The sequence below is a fragment of the Pedobacter kyonggii genome, assembly GCF_004310665.1.
GTDB lineage: Bacteria > Bacteroidota > Bacteroidia > Sphingobacteriales > Sphingobacteriaceae > Pedobacter > Pedobacter kyonggii.
In genome coordinates, this window is sequence record NZ_SIXF01000010.1 from 44,584 (window position 1) to 67,964 (window position 23,381).

The window sequence follows — 23,381 nt, forward strand, 5'->3', positions numbered from 1 at the left end:
TTGATTTTATCTGTTTATTATTAATCCTCTTCTTATCTAATCAGCGTTACTGTACCTTTTCTTAATGATGTTGTTCCATTGGTGAATGTAATATCAACCATGTACACATAAACTCCAACCGGTTGATTTACTCCTTTGAAAGTTCCATCCCATCCGTTTGCTACATTATCTGATTGGAATATCAATTGACCCCATTGTGTGAAAATACTCATTTTGGCGCTTGATATGGTATTTCCATAGATTAAGAAGGTATCATTCTTACCGTCGTTATTCGGTGTAAATGCATTTGGTATGTAAACCTGATCTCCAAAAGGATTAGCTGCTTTACCAGTTACCGGAGTAGAATTTGCACTGGTTTGGCACTCAATCTGACCTCTGGCCCGTACAATAATGGTTACACTTTGATCTGGTTTTAAGCCTGCTACTAAGTAAGTTGTTCCGGTTGATCCGCTTGTTGGGTTTACCCATGTTAAGCCATTATCTTGAGAAACTTCGTAAGCGGTAGCACCTGCAACCGCAGCCCATGCAAAGGTTACACTGTTTGGCGTTGTGCTTTGCACCACAACTACTGGTTTTTCTAATACCGGCAGTACATTAACCGTAACGCCTGTTCTTGTTGGGCTTGCACAACCACCCACAGCTATTGCTTCTACGTAGTAGATTGTGGTAGCAGTTAAGTTTGGTGTAGTAAAGGTTATGCCTTCTGCTAGTACAGTACCTCCAGAGCTTGCAGCGTACCATCTGTAAACTAATCCTGTTACCGGATTATTAACCGTTAATATGGTTGAGCTACCTGCACAAAGTGTTCCATTTGCTGCTGTTACCGATGCTGGTGCAACTGGTACTGGTAGTGCAATTACATTTACCGGTGTTCTAGATGATGAGATACAAGTTCCGTTTGCTCCTTCAACATAATATGTAATGTTTGCATTAACCGCAGGAGTAGTAAAGTTTACGCCTGTTCCAGCTAATGTTCCGCCCACAGCTGCAGTGTACCAATTGTATGTTACTCCTGTTTGAGGACTTGTTACCGTTAATACAGCTGGGCTTCCGGTACAAACATTAACCGATGTTGAAGCTACCGTTGGTACTGTTGGTTTTGCGTTAACAGTAACTGTTACTTTAACCCGACCACCATTGTTATTACAACCACCTGTTGCGATTGCTAAAATATAGTAATCTGTTGTTGCAGCTAAGGCTGTTACATTGAATGTTGTGCCAGTGAATAATAAATTACCACCAACCGCTGCACTGTACCATTCGTAAGTAACACCTGCCTCTGCATTCGTTACTGTTAGGGTGGCTCCATCACCTGCGCATATGCCTCCATTTGGAGCAGATACCACTGGGTTGCTTGGTAATGCATTTACTGTGATGGCTACTGCTCTTGCTGTTGCAGTCGTATTCTCACATTTATTATCGCCTTTAACCGTTACATAATAAGTTGCACTTGCAGTTAATACTGGTGTAGTAAACACTGGACCAGTAAATACTACTGTATTTAAGGCAGCATCACTATACCAGGTAAATATTGGGTTGGTAACCGTTGTGCTTGTTGCTGCTAATGTTGCGGCTGTACTTGCACAAACTGAAGTTGATCCATTTACTGTGATATCTGTTGCCACAGCACCTGGATTAACAGTTACGGTTACTGTTTTCACATTAGCTGCAGTGTTTTCACATTTATTGGCACCTTTAACGGTTACATAATAAGTAGTGGTTGCAGTTAGTACCGGTGTGGTGAAGATTGGTCCGGTAAACGCCACACTTGTTAATGAGGCATCATTGTACCAGGTAAATACTGGGTTGGTAACCGTTGCAGAACTTGCATTGATAACTGCCGTTCCAGAACCGCATATATTAGCTGGGGTTGATAATGTAATATCAGCTGCTGTTGCTCCGTCATTTACATTAACAGTAACCTCTTTCGCATTAGCAGCAGAACTTTCACATCTGTTATCGCCTTTTACAGTTAGGTAATATCTAGTTGTTGCAGTTAATGCTGGTGTATTAAAGGTTGCTCCTGTAAATACCGGTGTTGTTAAAGCAGCATCGCTGTACCAGGTAAATATTGGATTGGTTACTGTTGTAGTGCTGGCCACTAAGCTGGCTGACGATCCTGCACAAACAGTTGCATCTGTTGCAGTAACATCAGTTGCTGAAGCTACCGAGTTCACCACAATATTAACAGATTTAGCTGTAGCAGCACTGCTTTCGCATTTGTTGTTGCCTTTTACAGTTACGTAATAAGTAGTGTTTGCTGTTAAAGTTGGTGTGGTAAATACTGCACCTACAAAAGCTACATCAGTTAACGTTGCATTGGTATACCAGGTAAATACCGGGTTAGTAACTGTTGTGCTACTTGCCGTTAATACTGCTGCAGATCCTCCGCAAATATTTGTTGATCCATTTACAACGATATCACTTGCAACTGCTATCGGGTTAACATTAATGGTTACCGCTGCCGCATCTGCTGCAGTGTTTTCACATTTGTTAGCGCCTTTTACAGTTACATAATAAGTAGTAGTGGTTGTTAATACCGGTGTGGTAAATATTGGTCCGGTAAAGGCAACACTTGTTAATGAAGCATCGTTGTACCATGTAAATATTGGACTGGTTACTGTTGTTGAGCTTGCATTAATTACTGCTGTACCTGATCCGCATACCAATGTTGGTGTTGATAAGGTAATATCTGCAGCTGTTGCACCCTGATTAACATTTACAGTTACCACTTTTGCAGTAATACCTGAGTTTTCACATTTGTTATCTCCCTTAACTGTAACATAGTATTTAGTTGTTGCCGTTAATACCGGGGTAACGAATGATGTACCTACATAAGCTACTGAAGTTAAAGCAGCATCGTTGTACCAGGTAAATGTTGGGTTGGTTACGGTTGTTGTACTTGCTACCAAGGTAGTACCAGATCCTGAGCAGATTGTTGCATCAGTAGCTGTTATATCGGCAGCGGTAGAAACCGGACTAACAGTTATTGTAATTACCCTGGCAGTACCAGGTGCATTCTCACATTTATTATCGCCTTTAACAGTTACATAATAAGTAGTAGTGCTGGTTAAGGCTGGTGTAGTGTATGTTGCACCGATGAAACTTACATTAGTTAAAGCAGCATCGCTGTACCAGGTAAATACTGGGTTGGTTATGGTTGGAGATGTTGCAGTTAATACTGCCGATGATCCTGCACAAGCCACCGTGCTTCCGCTAAGAATAATATCGGTAGTGGTAGCTAAAGGATTAACAGTTATTGTTACCGCTTTAGCATCTGCAGCACTGTTTTCACATTTGTTTGCACCTTTAACACTTACATAATAAGTAGTAGTGGCAGTTAAACCAGTTACTGTGAAAGTTGGACCGGTAAATACCACACTTGTTAATGATACATCGCTATACCAGGTAAATACCGGTTGAGTAACCGTAGTACTCGAAGCCATTAACATTACGGTAGAACCTGAACAGATTTGAGCATTGCTTACTGCAATATCTGCAGAAGTTGCAAACTCTTTAACTGTTACGGTAACAACCTTAGTATTTGCAGCTAAATTCTCACACTTATTATCACCTTTTACAGTTACATAATAAGTAGTAGTTGCATTAAGTGCAGGTGTAGTAAAGCTAGCACCTACATGAGCCACTGTAGTTAAAGTCGCATCGCTGTACCAAGTAAATACAGGATTGATTACTGTTGTTGTTGAAGCAGACAGTGCAGCTGTAGATCCTTTACAGATTGATGCAATTCCGTTAATTGCCATGTCTGAATCAGTAGCTGCAGGATTAACCGTAATAGTAATTGATTTTGCAGTAGCTGCTGTATTCTCACATTTATTATCGCCTTTAACCGTTACATAATAAGTGGTGGTTGCAGTAAGTACCGGCGTAACGAAGTTAGCACCAGTAAATGCTACTGTAGTTAAAGCCGCATCACTGTACCAGGTAAATACCGGGTTAGTTACGGTTGTGCTCGTTGCATTTAAAGTAACTGAAGAGCCACCGCAAATGGTACTCGTTCCAGCTAGGTTAATATCAGCTGGCGTAGCAACAGGATTTACCGTTACGGTAACTTCTTGTGCATTACCAGTTGTGTTTGCACATTTATTTGTTCCGCTAACGGTAACGTAATATTTGGTAGTTACGGTAATGGCTGGTGTATTAAATACTGCACCAACAAAAGCAACCTGTGCTAAAGCGGCATCAGTGTACCAGGTAAATACCGGACTGGTTACTGTTGTACTCGCTGCTGTAAGTACTGCTGTACCAGAAGTACATAATGATGTTGTTCCGGTTACTGTTAAATCGGCAGCAACAGCTGATGGATTAACAGTGATAGAAACCTTAGTACGTGTTGAGTTTGAACAACCTGTTCCACTTACCGCTTCAACATAATAATCGTATGTTCCTGCTGCAAGTGATGCAGATGTAGTAAAGCTACTGTTGCTGGTTACCAACATGTTTCCGGCTGTAGCTGCATCGTACCAGTTATAAGTTACTCCTGCAACGGCCTGTACACTTAAGGTAGCAGGTGAGCCGATACAAGTTGTAGCCGGGTTGGTAGTTGATGGAATCGGTGCTACTGGTGGAACTAAAATAGTTACCACTACATTGGTTCCTACAGTCTCACAACCGTTAGCCGTAGCTGTTACCGAATAAGTATAAGTTCCAGCAGTTAAAGTTGGATCTGTTGTGAAAGTTGCTCCATCTTTTCCTGCTTGATAAGTTGCGCCTGAGTACCATTTGTACACTACACCTGCTTGTGGGTTCTGAACACTTAAGGTTGCAGATGATCCTTGACAAGCACTTGCTGTAGCTGCTGTAACTGTTGGTGTAGTGATTACCCTTTGTGCATAATCTAAATTAACAGATGTTAATGCCCCAAGGAGACCTGAGCTTAATCTCAATTCTGCTCCATCAAATTTACTGGTTGGCACAAAAGTTAATATAGCAGATGTATTGCCTGTTAATAATTTTAAGCTGATTAGTGGGTTAGAGATAGAAACCGCGTCGTTATTGCTGGTTGTACCCTGAAAAGTAGTTACCGTTAAGTTGTTTAATACCCCTACCGAAAGCAGTACACCTGGAGTGGTAATTTTCACTCTTAAAGTATCGCCTACATTTGATAAACCTGTAAAACCAACATGGTGATAAACAGATGCACCAAGTAATCCCACAGGGATAACCAAGCTAGATCCAGTGTTGATATCGTTATCAACCGCAAATGTTGGGTTGTAAACTCCAGCCAATACAGCTACTCCTGTTACACCGCTTGCAACTGTTGTTGTAGCCGCTCCACAAGGTGTAGTTACCGGATTACCGTTAGGAATTACAGTAACGGTTACAGTTGCTCTGCTTGTTGCAGTACAGCCACCAGGAATAGTAGCTTCTACATAATATGTAGTGGTTGCACTTAATTGCGGTGTTACATAAGTTTCGCCAGTAAATACCGGAACTACACCATTTGCAGTAGTGTACCAGTTAATGGTTGCCCCTGCTGTACTCGAAGTTGCTTTTAATACCGCAACCGATCCTTCGCTAATGGTAATTGATGGTGGTGTAATTACCGGAACATCAATGGTTCCTAATATAATTTGACCTTCTGTTCTGGTTGATGACGAACCACAGCCATTAACAGCCTCGACGAAATAACTGGTATTTGCAGTAATTAAAGGCGTTGTAAAGTTATCACCTGTGAATACTAAGTTCCCTCCTGTTGCAGCATCGTACCAGTTATAGGTTGTGCCTGCAATTGGGTTTTTAACCTGGAAAGTAACTGATGTATTAGGACAGGTATTTACAGATGCTGAAAGTAGATCGGGTGTTACCGGAGCTGGGTTTGTAGTTACATTTACTACTGTTTTATAACTCACACAACCAGTTGCAGAAACTGCTGCAACGTAGAATTTAGTGTCGCCTGTTAAAACTGGTGTAGTAAATATGATACCGTCTTTACCGGTTAAGTATGTACCTGTAGCATCGTACCATCTGTAGGTTAAGCTTGCCGATGGGTTGCTTACTTCAAGCTGTGCAGTTTGGCCCACACAAGCCGTAACATTTGCTGATGCTACTGTAGGCGCAACCAAAATGCGTTGTGCGTAATTTAAATTGATTGATGTTAAAGCACCTAATAAACCTGAGTTTAACCTAACCTCTACCCCGTCGAAAACATTCGTTGGAACAAAAGTGATTAACGCCTGGGTATTACCGCTCAACAATTGAATATTGATTAAGTTATCATTTAACAATTTCGAATCACCATTACTGTTGGTTCCAACATAAGTAGTAATTGCAGCGTTTCCTAATAACGAAAGTGATAATAGTTTTCCTGGAGATGATACTAAAACACGTACTGTATCACCTACTTTAGATAATGAACCAAAACCAACTCTTTGATAAACTGATGCACCAAGCGCTCCTACTGGCATTACCAATGAAGATGCGGTTTGGGTATCGTTATCAATCGCCAATGCTGGGTTAAACACGCCAGATAATAAAGCTACACCGTTAACGCCATTAACCTGTGTGGTTGCAGCCTCGCAAGGAACAGGATTTGGAGATCCATTGCCATCAACTGTAATGGTAACCTGAACACGGCTTGCTGAAGTACAACCATTTGTAGAAACAGATTCTACATAATAAGTTGTAGTTGCCAACAATGGCGGTGTAACATAAGTTGCACCTACGTACAGTGGTGTTGTTGAAGTATTAGAAGTGTACCAGTTGAAAGTATTGGTTGCATCTGCAGAACTAGCTGTTAAAATTGCAGTCTGACCTGCGCTAACTGTTGATGAACTTGCAGTTACTACTGGTAAAGCCGGACGCGGATTTACTGATACTGCTGCTGCAGCTCGTGTAGTGCTTGTACAGTTTCCTTGAGATGCTTCTACATAATAAGTAGTTGCTGCTGTTAATGCCGGAGTTGGGAATACCGCGCCAGTAAATACTAAGTTCCCACCAGTTGCAGCATCGTACCATTTATAAGTTACAGCAGCATCTGGATTGGCAACCGATAAAGTTGCCGATGATCCTTCACAAACATTAGCTATTGTTGCCAATACTGGTGTTGGTAATGCTGGTGTAACCGTTACAGTTACCGGAACTCTGGTCACATTTGCACAGGTTCCTTTGCTTACTTGAATGTAATAAGTTGTGGTAGCAGTTAAAGCTGGTGTAGTAAATGTTTCGCCAGTGGCCAACTCTGTACCACCAGTTGCGGCATCGTACCAGGCTAATGTTGTACCACCATTTGCTGTTGCAGTTAAAGTTGCAGTACTTCCGGCACAGATGGTTTGCGCACCTGCGGTTACCGTAGGGTTAGGATAAATCACCGTTGCACCATAAACATCTAAACTGGTTAAAGCCGTAACTAATGCGCCGAAGCTAACTTGTACCCTATCGTAAGCGCCACCTGCTAGTATAGTTGCAGTGAAACGGTTACCTGATAAAAGGCGAAGATTTAATAGTCCGCCGTTTAATTGTACTGCTTTTACAACTGTAGTGCCATTTAATACGGTAACAGTTACATTGTTTAATAGACCACCATCTGCTAAACCAGTTGGTAATGCCAAGTCTAAACGAAGACTATCTGTAGCTGTTCCAACTGTTGGGAAAATTAATTGTTGGTAACCAGACCCACCTACACCTACTGCAAGAGATATTCTGGTAAAGTTAGAAGGATCAGCATCAGTAGAATTTCCTGCACCAGTTATACCGCACAATAAACAAATTCCGTTTATACCAGAATTTTGCGAATTAGCAGCGTTACATGCAGTACCACCACCGTTATTCAATACAGTAACAGTTACTGGTACGCGGCTTGCACTTTTACAACCGCTGGCATTTGTAGTTTCTACATAATAAGTAGTAGTTGCCGATAATGTTGGCGTAGTAAATGAAGTACCTGTACCTACCTGTGTTCCGGCTGTAGCAGCGTCGTACCATTGAATGGTATTTCCAGCATCAGCTGTTGCCAATAAAGTAGTAGACTGTCCGGCGTTAATCACCTGGCTGTTCGTGGTTACCGTTGCCACAGTTGCTGGTGGGTTAACTGAAACATTAACCGCAGTTCTGGAACTTACTGCAGTTCCTGATACCGCTTCCACATAAAATACTGTTGGAGCAGTTACTGCTGGTGTTACAAAAATACCTGTGTTATTGGTAACCAATGGTGTACTTCCGGTAGAAGCATACCAGTTGTAGGTTACACCAGCCTGCAAATTGCTCACACTTAATGTAGCTGGGCTTCCAGAGCACACTGTAGCAGCAGCAACCACTGGTGCATCAACCGTTACAGTTAAGCTATAGGCTGTTGTTGCTTTGTTTCCGTTTGCATCTGTTGCAGTTAAAGAAATCGTAAAGGTTCCGCCTAAAGTTGGTGTTCCTGTAATTTCTCTTGTTGCTGTATTAAAACTTAATCCTGGAGGAAGGTTTGTGGCTAAATAAGTATATGGTGCTGTTCCACCTGTTACCGCTGGCAAAGTTTGTGTTGGGTAAGGTGTACCTACAATACCGTTTGGTAAAGTTGCACCTGGTAATGATAAAACACCAATTACTTTAAGTGCATAAGCATTACTTGCGGTTCTGCCTTCACTATCTGTAGCGGTAACACTGATCGAATAATTTCCGGCCTGTGTAGGTGTTCCCGAAACTTCTCTTGTTGCTGGATTAAAAGTTAATCCAGCCGGAAGGTTGCTTGCTACATAAGTATATGGGCCAACACCACCCGTTGCCGATGGTAGGGTTTGGGTAGCGTAAACTGTTCCTTCTGTTCCGTCAGGCAAGGTTGCTGCTGGTAACAATAAAGGATCAACCACAACGATTGTATAATTATTGGTTGCTGTTTTTCCATCAGCATCGGTAACCGTTACCGGTACTGTGAAAGTTCCAGATTGTGTAGGTGTTCCTGTAATTTCCCTTGTAGCCGGATCAAAGGTTAATCCCGGAGGAAGACCAGTTGCCGCATAAGTATAAGGTGTTGATCCGCCTGTTGCAGATGGAATAGTTTGGGTAGGATAAACTGTCCCTGTGGTTCCGTTAGCTAAAGTTGCCGCTGGTAAAACCAAAGGATCAGTTACTTTAAGTGTATAGTTAGACGTAATGGTATTGCCATTAGCATCTGTTACGGTTACTGGAATAGTAAATGTTCCGATTTGAGTTGGCGTACCTGTAATCTCTCTCGTTGCCGGATCAAAAGTCAATCCTGGAGGAAGAGCAGTAGCTGAGTAAGTATATGGTCCGGTTCCACCTGTTGCAGCTGGAATTCCGTTCGTAGTATAGGCTGTACCCGTTACACCGTTAGGCAATGCTCCTGGAGCCAAAGCCAATGCTGGTGTTACGGTTAAAGTAAACGTTGCAGTTGTGCTACAACCTTTTGTATCAGTTGCTACAACATCGAATGTTGGGTTGCCTGTTGCTGTTGGTGTTCCGCTTACCAAACCACTAGGCGATAAAGTTAAACCAGCTGGCAAAGTGCTACCTGCAGCTAATGCATAAGTGTAACCTGGTGTACCACCAGTAGCTACCGGAAGTTGTTTACTGTAAGGAGATGAAATTGTTGCATTGGTTAAAGTTGTGCCTGCAAATACAATTGCAGGGTTAACGGTAATAACCACCGGAACTCTTGTTGTATTTGAACAAGTTCCTTTGCTTACCTGAATATAATAAGTAGTTGTTGCAGTTAAGGCCGGAGTTGTAAAGTTTGCACCCGTACCTACTTGGGTTCCGCCTGTTGGCGCATCGAACCAAGCTAAGGTTGTGCCACCATTTGCAGTTGCACTTAATGTTGCAGTGCTGCCTGAACAGATGGATTGTGCACCGGTAATAAATGTTGGGTTAGGATAAACTACGGTTGCACCATAAATATCTAAGCTGGTTAAAGCCGTAACTAATGCACCAAAACTAACTTGAACCCTATCGTAAATGCCTCCTGCTAAAACAGTTGCTGCAAAACGATTTCCAGATAAAAGTTGAAGATTTAATAATCCACCGTTTAATTGCACTGTTCTTACAACCGTAGAACCATTTAATACGGTTACCGTTACATTATTTAAAAGACCAACATCAGCTAAACCGGTCGGTAAAGCTAAATCTAAACGGATACTATCTGTAGCAACACCTGTGGATGGGAAAATTAATTGTTGGTAACCAGTTGCAGCAACACCTACAGCTAGAGAAATCCTGGTGAAGTTGTTGGCATCGGCATCTGTTGAGTTACCTGCACCATTTATACCACATAATAAGCAGATACCATTAATACCTGTATTCTGGCCATTAGCTGCATTACAAGCTGTTGCACCGCCGCCGTTAATTACGGTTACAGTTACCGGAACACGGCTTGCACTTTTACAGCCATTGCTGCTTGTAGTTTCGATGTAATAAATTTTGGTTGCTGTTAAAGCCGGTGTAGTAAATGATGTTCCTGTTCCAACTTGTGTTCCTGCTGTTGCGGCATCAAACCAAGCGATGGTATTTCCAGCATCAGCAGTTGCAGTTAATGTTGTGGTTTGTCCGGAGTTGATTACCTGGTTATTGGTAGTAACTGTTGCTAAAGTTGCAGGTGGGTTAACCGAAACTGTAACCGATGTTTTCGAACTGATTGCTGTTCCAGAAACGGCCTCTACATAAAACACAGTTGCTGAGCTTATTGCAGGTGTTACAAAGGTACCGTTATTGCCGGTTACTAATGGCGTGCTTCCTGTTGATGCATACCAGTTATAAGTTACGCCAGCCTGAAGGTTGCTTACTGTTAAAGTAGCAGTACTTCCGGTACATACTGTAGCAGACGCCGCAACTGGAGCATTAACTGTTACAGTTATTGCGTAGGTGGTAGTTGCTTTATTATTGTTGGCATCTGTAGCGGTTACAGAAACATTATAGGTACCACCTTGTGTTGGTGTTCCCGTAATTTCTCTTGTGGTTGGGTTGAAAGATAATCCCGGAGGAAGGTTCGTAGCTACATAAGTATATGGCGAAGTACCACCTGTTACCGCAGGTAACGTTTGTGGTAAGTATGAAGTACCAACAATTCCGTTCGGTAAAGTTTTTGTTGGCAAGGTTAACATACCAATTACTTTAATTGGGTAAGTGTTGCTTGCTGTTTTACCCTGACTATCGGTAACCGTAACACTTATTGCATAATTACCTGCCTGAGTTGGTGTACCAGTAACTTCTCTTGTTGTTGGATTAAATGTTAATCCTGCAGGAAGATCAGTGGCTACATAAGTATAAGGACCAACACCGCCTGTAGCAGCCGGTAAAGTTTGCGTTGCGTAAACCGCACCCTCTGTTCCATCTGGCAAAGTTGCAGCCGGTAACAACAACGGGTCGTTTATGTTAATGCTATAATTTGTAGTTGCCTTTTTTCCATCAGCATCGGTTACCGTAACTGGTACGGTATAGGTTCCTGGTGTTGTTGGTGTACCAGTAATCGCCCTGGTTGATGGGTCAAATGTTAAGCCAGGAGGAAGACCTGTTGCCGAATAAGTATAAGGTGTTGTTCCACCAGTTGCACTTGGAATAATCTGCGCAGGATAAACTGTTCCTGTAGTCCCATCGGCTAAAGTTGCTGTAGGCAATAATAAAGGATCAGTAATTTTTACAGTATAATTCGAAGTAATGGTATTACCGTTCGCATCAACAACCGTAACTGGTATAGTATATATTCCAGGTTGAGTTGGTGTCCCGGTAATTTCCCTTGTTGTTGGATCAAAAGTTAAACCTGGGGGAACACCGGTTGCAGTATAAGTATACGGCCCTGTTCCACCGGTTGCAGCCGGTATAGTTTGCGTTGGATAAACCGTTCCTGTTAAACCATCAGGCAATGCGCCTGGAGTAAGTACCAAGGCTGCCGTTACCGTTAAATTATAAGTTGCAGTTGCTTCACAGCCTTTCGTATCAGTTGCAACAACTGAAAAAGTGTAAGCATTCGCTACAGTTGGTGTCCCAGTAATTGCACCTGTTGATGATAAAGTTAAACCGGCTGGTAATGTACTCCCTGCTGCTAAAGCATAAGTATAACCAGCTGTTCCGCCTGTAGCTACATCCAGTTGTTTAGAATAAGCAAAACCTGGAGTAGCGTTGGCTAATGTTGCTCCATTAAAAATAATTTCTGGGTTAACTGTAATTACAACAGGAACCCTCGCCGATTCTGCTGTACAGCCTAATCTTCTAGCAGAAACATAATAAGTTTTAGTTGCGGTTAATGCAGGCGTGGTATAGGCACCATTGTAGGCAACCGTTTGCAATGCTGTACCACCTTCTACTGCATCGTACCAAATGAGCTCGTTGGTATTTGGAGTAGTAGCATTTAAAGCTACAGTACTATTATAACAAGCGGCAATTGCATTGCTTGCTGGCGAAGTGAAAGTTGGCCTGCCTGCTGAGCGGGTTACGCCATAAACATTAATGGTTTGTGTCAGGTTTAGGGTAAGTAACGAACCGAGCGTAACCTTAACCCGATCGAAAGGTACACCTGGAGAAAATGGTATCGATGCGGCTTGTCCGCTATTTAACAAACCGAGTAAATCTAAATTTAATAAGTCTGATACCGATGAGGTGTAAACTTGGGTATTGCCATTATAAGCCGTTACCGAAATATTTTGCAAAACACCAGCGGTTAATAATGCTGGACTAGAGCTTAATCTTAGGTTAAAATCATCACCGGCATTTGATGGTGTTGTAAAATAAAAATTTTGACTAATGGACGAAGTCACGCCGAGAACGCCTAAACTTAGTTGAGAATAATTGTTTGGATCTGCATCAATAGCCCTTTCACTATTGGTTACACCCGAACTGCCCAACTGCAAGGCATCAAGTGTAATACCTGTGCCTTCATATCCTGTAGTAAATGCTTGCGCACAAGGATCAGTCCCTGAAGTATAAAATGAATAATAAACCTTTGTACTATTAGAAACTGAAAGCAAAAGCGCATTGGTTACATCTTTTATAAACACCCTATCGTAAGCCTGTGTAGGGGTTATTGCAATGTAAAAGAAACCATTTGCATCTTTTACCAGTCGTAAATTATCTGCCGAAAACCCGTCTACACTATTCCCACCTGTTGGGGGTACTGCTGTAGCACCGTTTCTGGCACCTACCTGGAACGAATGGTTTCCAAGAATTACTGTCCCACCTACATTAGCCAACAAAGTACCTAAACTACCGCCTAGTAACCTGTTCAGGATATCACCGTCAAAATCTATTCTGATATAGGATGTTACTCCCGCAGCAACCGAAGCCGGATACTTTAATTCCAGCTCGCCACTATACGACCCTATACCAACAGCAATTCCGCCATACGAATTAACGGATGCAAAAGTATTGTTGTTTAACGTTGCATTTGTTGCACTGGTTACGTGATCCGACTTTGTAACGGTATTGGCAAATATTTTAGTTTGCGCATACGATTTAGCGGAGAAGAGCGTTAATAGAATGATGATTGCAATTAAGGTATTGCTAATTATCCCTATCCGGGACGAGTAAGTATGAGTTTTCATCATGTCAGGCGTTATTTTAGGAGACTTACTAGGTTACTAATGCTTGTTTGGTAAATGTTTTTTAGGGCATTATATAATTATGACAAATCTAAATCTAGAATGTCATCCTATCCTATCCATTGCTATTCATTTTTATGCAACCCATTTCATTCATTTTATTCATACAGGGCATTCTTGGTGAATAGATTTCCTCAATTGTGAAATTATGATGACATTAGCGCTAGTCATCCCATCTGTTAATTAATGAATGCTAACGATCTCCTTATCGAACTCAGGAAGTTTGTCCTTATAAAATCTGGTTTGAGAAATATCGACCCAGCTCATTGTAAGATTATTTCCGAGTATGTATTTCAAGAAACCAAAAACTACGTAAGTGAAACAACCATAAAACGATTCTTTGGCTTTGCGAACACCTTACATAAATTCTCCTTGTTTACTTTAAATAGCTTATCACAATATATAGGCTATAACGATTGGGACTCATTTTGTAAAGACAAGGAAAACCAAACTAGCTCTGTTCAAAGTATCTGGCAAGATTTAAAGCTAAAAGCACATGCCATTACAGAGATATCGTTAATTGCAAATAAAAATAATTCAGGCATTCCATTTAATGCTACCGCCAACAGAAGTTTTTTTTATCCCGATTTTGATTATTTCTTAAAAAACAACTACCAGTTTACCACCATAAGTGCTCAACCCGGTCAGGGAAAATCGATAATGCTCGCACACATGGTAGAGTATTTTTTCTTATCAGAAAATGCCCTCTACAAGAACGATATCGTTTTATTGGTTAACTCTAGCAGCATTAATACCATCATCCAAAACGGAGACACTTTAAAAGACTGGTTTTTAAAAGAATTTAAATTCGGGAGTCTTACCGAGTTAATCAGTTTTTTCAAAAAAAATCCCGAAAAGAGAGAAGGCCGTTTTATTATTATTGTTGACGGTATTGATGAACATTTAGCAAGAAGTAATTATTTTAAAACGTTTATCGACTTTTTATATAGCATTGAAGAAAACAACTTTGTTAAACTCGCATTTGGCCTGCGAACGAATAGTTGGATTAATCTTCAGCCTGCTATTTACGGTTCTGCATCTTTAACTAAAGCCTGGTATACGGGCTTATTTTATGATGAGGAAACCCTAAGTAATGTACCATCGCTAAATGTTGATGAGGTACTCTACACCTTAAGCAATATAGAAAACAAAATTATCAACCGGGCAGATGTAAGCCTGCCCCTATTAACTCAGTTTAAAACACCATTCTGGTTACAGGTTTATTTCAAGCTCAAAGATGAGAACCACCACCTTGAGCTGAATAATCCTTTATTACGTTATGAATTAATCAGCTATTTCTTAGAGAAACGCGTATTTCTGGCAAAAAAAAGCACCGAAAAAGTATTTCTCCTTAAAAAAATAAGTGATAGCATTTCAGAAGGAAATAAAAAATTAAGGGTTTCTAAAGAAAAAATCCTAAGTTATATCAACTGTTATCCCGATGCATACGAAGAACTTTTACATGCAGGGATTATCATCGAAGAAAAAAGATTAAGTACAGCCATCCCTACAGAAATTGTCCGCTTTTTAAACGACGATATTTATACCTATTTCCTATTTATACAGATCACTGATAAGTTTGAATACAGGCCTTGTAAATCATTTTTCGAGCATATATTAATCAGTTTCCCTGGCCAAACCTCACTGAGAGACTATATACTTAATTGGGCAATTAGGTTCTGCATCACCAGAAATGAGATTGCAGCATTAAAAAACATTTTCAGGCTGCCATTTACCAACAGTGAAAAAAACAGTGCTTTCGATTTTATCTGTTATGTATCTAAATACGAACTTGGCAAACCCAATTCTAATTTCAATAAGTTAAGCATTGGTGTCGATTTTATCGATATTATGGCCACAGGGCGAACCATGAGCAACCTGTATAAGGAAACCATCAAAACCATTTCAGAGAACGTACTCAACGAAGACATTCAGATTATGCTGCATGTAATAGAATGCAACGTTAATCTTATTGATGTGGATAAAGTAGCTTTAGCCAATACCATGCAGCTGTTAAAGCGGAACTACAAAAGATTAAACGAACTGTTCCCAATTAATCCATATGATTTAATTCTTTATTTCTACAATAACCTGGTTAATAAACCTAACGAGAGTAAAACCCTAGAAGATAAAATAATAAAACTTTGCCAGGAGATAGATCAGAGCAAACCGCAGAAAAACGAAGAAATTACTTCTGCCGAAATACTCTCTTACCGCTTGGTATTGATTACCTTATTTTCTCAAAAAAGCTATGCAGAATGCCACCGCTTTATCATGGCTATTTTGAGTAAGTACCCCAATATTTTTTATGTAAGATATTCCGTTTTCTCTTCTTTTTTATTGCTCCATTTAGGTCAAACCTATATCAAGCTCAACTATTTTAAAAAAGCGCAGCGCATTATACAATTTGTTGATAAAATCATCAGCAGCGATTACACCTATTATACCAATTTTATATTGGCCAGCTTTAGTGTGTTTAAAGCCAATTTTTACAATGCTACACACAATTACGAACAAGCACTTATAGAAACTAATATCGGCTTGGGTATTACGAAAAAGAATGATTTTAAGGTATTTGAGATTGCCCTGTTATTAAGTAAGATAGATACCCTAAAACATACCGAAGAATCAGAAGAAGTATCGAACGTAATTAAAGAACTGCTAAACTTTTTAACGGTACATAAACTCTCTATGCCCGATTATTCTAACCTAAGCAGTCACGAGTTCGAGCATACCTTTAAGATTTTAAAATCTTACCGCCGGCACCAAAGCCTATAAAAAGCCCTACAATCGTTGCAATGTTTTTTCCAAACGCAGGTTATTCATTTCCTAAGTCTAAAATGCTTTTTTTTATGGAGCGCAAGGCCTGTATAAAACACTAAGTTTCTTCCCGTTTTACACTTTTACGCTTCGCTGCCTCGTTGCTGCAGGGTAACGCTGCAACAGGGGCTAGGTGGCCAAAAGAGTATTTCATTTTCGGGTTCGCAGAGTGCACAAGCCTTTGTTCCTAAACCCGATTGGAACGGATGCCGATTTTCCTTCAAAATTGGCAGGAGGGAAAGCGGGACTGAAACTGCCAAGAACTGCTGCACTTTCATTTTCTAACCACAAAGAAATTATGCTTAAAATGTCTTATATTTCGGTTGGTGAGACACCAACCGATAGCGTATTATATTTATATCTTATTTAATCAGGTTATAAAGTTCATCCAGCTTAGGAGAAAGTACAATCTCTATCCTTCTGTTTTTGCTTCTTCCATCTGCATTTGCGTTGCTACCCAACGGTTGGAATTCGCCCTTACCTGTAGCCGTCATCCTTACACTTTCTACCTTCTCATTTTCTGTTAAATAACGTACTACAGAGGTAGCCCTCAATACACTTAAATCCCAGTTGTCTTTAATCTGTCCAAGGTTATTTATTTTCTGGTTATCGGTATGGCCTTCTACAGCAATATTTATTTCTGGTTGTTGTTTTAATACTTTTGCCAGCTGTGTTAAGGCCTGTTTACCTTTTTCATCAATAATAATACTTCCGGAAGGGAACAATAGTTTATCCGTTAGCGAAACATAAACTTTACCATTTTTAATCTCTACGGTTAAACCACTTTTGGTAAAACCCAATAAAGCCTGCTGAAGTTTTTCTTTTAATGCATTGGTTGCCTCATCACGTTTACGCAAAACTTCTTCTACTTCTTTTAAACGTTTTTCGCGGGCAGCTAAGTCTCCAGATAGTTTGGTAATTTCTGATGACGAATTATTTTTAAGCTTTTTATAGCTTGCATCCATTTCATTGTAATTGTTCTGCAGATCGCGAAGTTCTTCGGCCATTAAGGTTGTATCTTTTTTAAGCTTATTTACTTCTTTTTCTAAGTTTTCGATCTTAATTAAGCCCTCATTAAAAGCAGTATACAGTGAATCTTTAGTACCCAATAAGGCTTTGTACTTTTTAGGCGATAAAACAACACATGAGCTTAGGGAAGAAATAAACAGGAGAACGGCAAATGCAAGAAAGGTATTTTTCATATTTTTATTATCAAGATTTGAGTATCAGGTATCTAGACCTTTTATAGTTTGAACATTGATTATTGCTGGTTATTGATCAATGGCGTTCCGTAAAAATGCAACTAATGGTTGTACTGTTATAAAAGAACTTATTAACTTATTAACGAGGTTTGGTTTTAAAAATTCTTCGTCATTGATTTTTGTGGTGGCCTCGAAGCTTTTCAACTTTAAAAATTCGATGTTCGGATCTGCTGGATCATAACCTTTGGGTGCATTTTTAAGTGCATTATCAACGCCTAGTTTAAAGTTTTTCTTAAAGACTGCGTTGTTAATAATTTCCTTAAAATCGCCAATATTATAATCAATCTCTTGTCTGATCAATTTTAAATGAGGCGCATCTGGCATCCAGTATCCACCGGCAATAAAGCTTTTCCCTGGCTGGATATGCAGATAATAACCGGGCTCATTCCCCCCTTTTTTGGTAGAGAACCATATGCCGAAGTTATTTTTATAAGGATCTTTATTTTTGCTGAAGCGCACATCACGATAAATGCGTAAAAGGCACTTCTTTGGATCCATCTCTGCCGGAAGCATTGGATCTACTTTGGCCAACTCTGGGATAATGTTTGCTACAAGTTCGAGTACATCAGCCTTTGCATTTTCATAAACTTCTTTGTTGGCGGCAAACCATTCGCGGTTATTATTCTCCGCTACGTCTTTTATAAAACTAAGGGTTTCTTTTTTTAACATACGGCACTGGGTTAATTGGTTAATCGCTTAATTTAACAATTAATCAATTTATACGATTTAAACGATTAACCAATACTACTTATCGTAATAAGGTTTATACTTAATGTTCGGCGATAAAATATGGAGCAGTATAATTCTCGAATAGCGATAATTAAACGGATACAGGATAAAACAGCCTGCAAAAATAACAATCAGATAATGCCAGAAGGTCTCATCGGTTAGCGGACCGAAAATTAAATAGGTGATAAAACTGGCAAAAAGCATTTCGATTACATTCATCGCATAACTTACATACATAGCAGCATAGAAATAACCAGGTTCAATCTCTATCCGCTGGGCACAATAACTGCAAATTTCTTTGGTGTGCTGAATATTCCAGCCATACATACTGCCTGTAAATATATCACCTCTACGGCAGTGTGGGCATTTGCAATGAACAATTGCCGAAAGTTTTGAGGTTTTACCCGACATGTGCTAATTTAAATGAAAGGGCTCTTTTTTCATGTTTAATTCCACATTTTTCTTACGGAATTTTTTATACCACACTACGCCAACAATCATTGCCATTAGGTAAGGAATAGCCAATAAATACAAAACCCCGGTATTTAAACCTGCTGAAACCGTATTACCATTTTTCACGCCCTGCTCTGCATTAATGCTGCACATGGCACATTGCGCTTGTACATTTGCAGAGAACAGCAATACACAAGCAATTGAAAATAAGATAAAAGTGAATGTCTTCTTCATCATTGCAAATATAAGATTAAACGAGCGGAGGGTGGCAAAAATTATGTCATAAAAAAACCCCGCTGATAAGGCGGGGTTTTAATGAAAGCGTATTGAATTACTTTAATAAAAAGGTCATCACAATTGCAGGATTTTCCACACTTGTCATTCTACCATATAAAACTCCCCCACTTGAGAAATAATCGAAAGCTACGCGATTATTTAAAATGAAAGTATAAAATCTAGATAGCGGACCTGAAACATATCCACCCGATGGAGCCGAAAATTGCGTAAATTTGTATACTCCATTAGCATCTACAGTATAGGTGTATGAAGAAGTAGTTACCCAGCCGCCCGTTTCTGTCGGTCCACTCTGACTGCTCCTGCCATTGATCAAAAACCTTTTGTTTACAATATTCCAATCCAAATCAATTCTACCATAATTAAAAGCAAAACCACCTGTAATAGCAGGTATTAAACCGTTATGGAAATAATTTAAAATGTCAGCACCCGCTGTGGAAGTTCCCGGATAAATTGTTTTGTATTCAGATCTTAAACCTGAGTACTTCGATCCAAATAATAAATGTAATGGAACCAATGGTACAGTAGAGTTGTTAACAATATATTCTTTACCAGTGCTATCATAAATCGCTAACGTATTGGCATCTTTCCATGCCATGCTTACAAATTTAATCCCATTCCAAATCAAGCCGTCACCAAGAATAGACACGCCATTGATGGTGTAAGCAAATTTCATATTTGCCGAAGCGATCGTTGTTCCATCAGCTAAAACTCCAGTTAAATCAATTCTCTTTCCTGAATTCAGAGAGTTTGTAGAGTTTAAGGTTAACGTTACTTTCAACGTAGTTGTGCCAGAAACCACTTCGATAAAAGGGTTTGCATTATTAACAAAAAACGCCTTGAATTTATCGATAAGCGTTTTATATTGAGCGCTTTCATATGCCGTTTTTTGTGCAGCAGTGGCTTTAACCATTTTAAGTACCTGACGGTATTTTTTACCTGTTAAAATCAAGCTATCTGCGGTAGATCTTTCAAATAAAAACTCTACATCACTCCTTAATCCTGTTCCGGTTACCCCACCAAATGAACTAGGATTTGGATCACTCAATAAAGAGATGTAGTTGTAAGTATCGAAAATTAATTCAGCACCTGCATTGGCTTTAACACGATAAGTGGAAGGGGCAATTTTAGTTGCAGATTCATCAGTTAAATCTCCCGCCATTTGAACAACCTGATTCGCACGATCAAAAGTCATGTAAAAACCGTAACCACCACCACCTGCAGTAGGTAAGGTAGCAATCCAGCCGTTTGGAGAAGAGGCCAAAATAGTATTCACCTCTTCAATTGATTGGTTCATGCGTACCTCAGGGCGATCATCGAAATTTAATTCTTCTTCTTTTTTACAGCCTGCAAATGTCAGCAAGGCCATAAATAAATATAATATCCTTTTCATGTTTATAATGTTTGGCCTAAAAGTCCATAAAAATTATTAGTTGGCGTGCCTTGAAGATAGAAGCCTCCATATGAATTATAGTTGGCAGAGGTTATTGTTGGCGGCAACCAATCAGCAATAAATGTTTTACCAGTAAGATAAGCCTGAAGGGTATTGGTAAACGAAGTTGCAAATAGCGCCCCATTATTAAAAGTAGTACCTGTAGCATTAGCAACTTTTGTAAACGTTACCGCACCAGTAGTCGCATTTATTGTATAATTAAACGAATAATCGCCAAAATACTGTGTTGTTGCATTTGAAAAGGCGCCTCTAACAGTTAACACAGTCGCAGATTCAAATCTAAGTTGAATATAATCCAGATGATATCTTTGGGTAGCGCTATAGGCTAATATAGCTGCTTTGAAATCATTATATGCCGTTGCAAATTCAGTAGAAATTCCGTTAGTAGCATAAATTCCATCCTCTAGATTGACGGTAATTGTTTTATATAAATTCTGTCCCATCCAGTAACGGAAGCTGGCTTGTTGGTACTTATACTGATTGCGAACGATATTCTGAATTTCCATTTGCAGCGCTCTGAAATCAATACCCATATTGGTAAAATATTGCACCACGCTCGCTTCCTTCGCTTTCAATGCTGCTTTACCAACAACTGTTGATTTATTTGCACGGGCATCAAACCAAGCCTGACCAAATACCAGTAGGTGTGATACTGTTTCCGCAAAATCTTCACCTGGCTGACTTGAAGCATAAGGGGTTACATACCCATTATTTCTTGCGATAGTATCATGTGTACTTGTCCAGGTTGCCAAATAAGTAGACTTGGTAATGTTCTGAAAATCATCTGGCATAGGTACAATTTGATTCAATGTATGCGTAAACTCATGATGAATGGTTTTTAATTTTCCAACCACATCGCCCGGAACATTTACATTAAAATCATTTACCGCGTAAATGGTAATGTTTCTACCAGCAGCAGCAGTAGCCAATGTATATGAATTATCAGGATTGTAAGATCCCGAGCCAAACAACACAAATTGTTTAGGCACCATCTTTTTAATAAAGGCAGTACCCGCAATTTTTCGGTAAGGCAATATAAAACCTTCTAAAACAGTTTGCATCTGAGACTGAACTTTATCAACTTTTACGGCCGCTACATCACGGTCATCTCCGTGATAGAAGCGGTTGTAGCGGTAAATAACATCAATATTATATTCATCTAAAAATGTCGTGGTTAACCATTTATCAAGTGGCGTATTCGCTACTGGATTATCGATGTTGTATTGGCTAAAATCGACATTTAAAGGGTCCTCTTTTTTACAAGAGTTTGCTAAAGCTACAATTAGCAGTAAAGCAAATAATTTAAATATGTTCTTTTTCATGAGTAGAAATTATCTTGGATTTAGTGGAACATTTGATAATAATGCCTCTTGAGGAATTTGAAAAACTCTGCGAAGATCGGTTGGGCCTAACTCATCAAAAGTTTCTAAGCCAGCTGTATCATACTTGTTGTGTTTAACAGTTAGTCCGTGGCGGATGATATCCAACCATCTTAAACCCTCTTGTAAAAATTCTGCCTTTTTGCTTTCTAAAATTAATTTAATGATCACCTCTTTCGGATCAGAAATACTGTAGAATGCAGTGATTTTTGGCAGTGTCGCCGCATCAGAACTTGCACTATAATTGCTGATCTTCGTACTTAAGAATATATTCATATCTCTTAATGCATTGTCAAACTGACCTAATTGTGCGTATGCTTCTGCCCTATTCAACAAAGATTCGTCAACCGTAAGTAATGGTGCAATTAAGTAAGGGAAACCGATATCAGCACCAGGGCTCGTACGATGGAAATATTCTTTGAATTTATAGGTGGTATAATGAGGAACTCCATAAGATAAAATCTTATCTGCTCTGGTTTTACCTGTAAAGTTACCACCTAGCTGGAACATTTTTACCATGTTGATGCCATAACCATAACGAGGTGAGGTTTGTCTTTGCCAGCCAGAATATTGCTGGGTTAACAACAACGTAGATTTTTGATCTGACCTGGTAAACATGGTTCTGAAATCTTCTGTTCCAGCAGCTCTATAAGTGCTGTTAACAGGCCTTAAGTTGTTGAAGAAATCGCCGCCTGATACGGTTGCTGATGATTCATCAATTACCTTTTGCCACTCACCTTTAAATAAATAGAAACGCGATGCAAAAGCATGTGCAGCTGCCGGTGTAAAGTGATATTTTGGAACGGTGTAAGCTGTTGCAGATAATAAGGCCATTCCTTCCACTAAATCCTTTTCAATTTTCTCGTAAGTAGATTTTACAGTACCTCTGTCATATTGAGCAATAACCTTTGTTTCCGGCACCGTTACATAAGGAATGCCAGGAGAGTCATTCGAACCACCAATTGCATAAACTTTCGAAAAAAGTGTAACCAACATAAAGTGCGCATAAGCACGTGCTACCAAAGCTTCACCTTTGTAAGGTAAAACCGCGTTGCCCAGGTTGTTTTTTTCTATGGCTTCTAAGGCCTGGTTAGCGGCTGCAATGGCTCCATAACAACTGTTCCAATAAGCAGTGGTAGAGCCGGTTCCATCACCAATCACATCTTGCCAGTTGTATGGCCTGCTAATTACATCATCCAAACCGCCAACGCCATTACCTTTATCTTCAGCATTATCTGATGCAGCTTCTGTAAAGTAGTAATAGTCTCGGCCAGGGTAAGCTGTTGTTACCAATTGTGCAACTTTTTCAACTGAATTAATTTGTGTTCTATTATCTGGTTCAGTATCTAAATATTTATTACACGATTGTGTAGAAAACATAACACCCAAACCGAATAATAAGATATGTATCTTATTTAATTTCATAATTTTAGTTTTT

The 23,381-nt window shown here is 39.7% G+C and carries 10 protein-coding genes; 2 read left to right on the forward strand and 8 right to left on the reverse strand.

What is annotated here, in order from left to right; genetic code table 11:
• Nucleotides 1–32: 32 nt before the first annotated feature.
• Nucleotides 33–13,499 (reverse strand): Ig-like domain-containing protein, encoded by a 13,467-nt coding sequence (locus EYS08_RS12235; protein WP_131030308.1) that lies wholly within the window; start codon nucleotides 13,497–13,499, stop codon nucleotides 33–35.
• 240 nt (nucleotides 13,500–13,739) lie between these two features.
• Here EYS08_RS12235 and EYS08_RS12240 point away from each other — a divergent pair, with 240 nt between their 5' ends.
• Nucleotides 13,740–16,331 (forward strand): hypothetical protein, encoded by a 2,592-nt coding sequence (locus EYS08_RS12240; protein WP_131030309.1) that lies wholly within the window; start codon nucleotides 13,740–13,742, stop codon nucleotides 16,329–16,331.
• Between the two features lie 223 nt (nucleotides 16,332–16,554).
• Complete coding sequence (locus tag EYS08_RS12245) at nucleotides 16,555–16,743, forward strand: hypothetical protein (protein ID WP_131030310.1); 189 nt, start codon at nucleotides 16,555–16,557, stop codon at nucleotides 16,741–16,743.
• On the opposite strand, the gene EYS08_RS12250 is transcribed toward EYS08_RS12245, so the two are convergent.
• From EYS08_RS12250 to EYS08_RS12280, 7 genes are all read right to left on the reverse strand, one after another.
• Nucleotides 16,736–17,575: an OmpA/MotB family protein gene (locus EYS08_RS12250; protein ID WP_131030311.1), complete on the reverse strand. Its 840-nt coding sequence runs from the start codon at nucleotides 17,573–17,575 to the stop codon at nucleotides 16,736–16,738. The genes EYS08_RS12245 and EYS08_RS12250 overlap by 8 nt on opposite strands.
• Before the next feature lie 69 nt (nucleotides 17,576–17,644).
• A complete protein-coding gene (locus tag EYS08_RS12255) occupies nucleotides 17,645–18,304 on the reverse strand; it encodes a DUF2461 domain-containing protein (RefSeq protein WP_131030312.1) in 660 nt (219 codons plus the stop codon).
• A 75-nt stretch (nucleotides 18,305–18,379) separates the two neighbouring features.
• Nucleotides 18,380–18,775 carry a DUF983 domain-containing protein gene (locus EYS08_RS12260; protein WP_131030313.1) on the reverse strand — a complete coding sequence of 132 codons (396 nt, stop codon included), beginning with the start codon at nucleotides 18,773–18,775 and terminating at the stop codon, nucleotides 18,380–18,382.
• Between the two features lie 3 nt (nucleotides 18,776–18,778).
• A complete protein-coding gene (locus EYS08_RS12265) occupies nucleotides 18,779–19,054 on the reverse strand; it encodes a hypothetical protein (protein ID WP_244215941.1) in 276 nt (91 codons plus the stop codon).
• 94 nt (nucleotides 19,055–19,148) lie between these two features.
• Nucleotides 19,149–20,504: a DUF4302 domain-containing protein gene (locus EYS08_RS12270; RefSeq protein WP_131030314.1), complete on the reverse strand. Its 1,356-nt coding sequence runs from the start codon at nucleotides 20,502–20,504 to the stop codon at nucleotides 19,149–19,151.
• A gap of 2 nt (nucleotides 20,505–20,506) precedes the next feature.
• Complete coding sequence (locus EYS08_RS12275) at nucleotides 20,507–21,886, reverse strand: substrate import-associated zinc metallohydrolase lipoprotein (protein ID WP_131030315.1); 1,380 nt, start codon at nucleotides 21,884–21,886, stop codon at nucleotides 20,507–20,509.
• Between the two features lie 9 nt (nucleotides 21,887–21,895).
• Complete coding sequence (locus EYS08_RS12280) at nucleotides 21,896–23,368, reverse strand: RagB/SusD family nutrient uptake outer membrane protein (RefSeq protein ID WP_131030316.1); 1,473 nt, start codon at nucleotides 23,366–23,368, stop codon at nucleotides 21,896–21,898.
• Nucleotides 23,369–23,381: the final 13 nt, after the last annotated feature.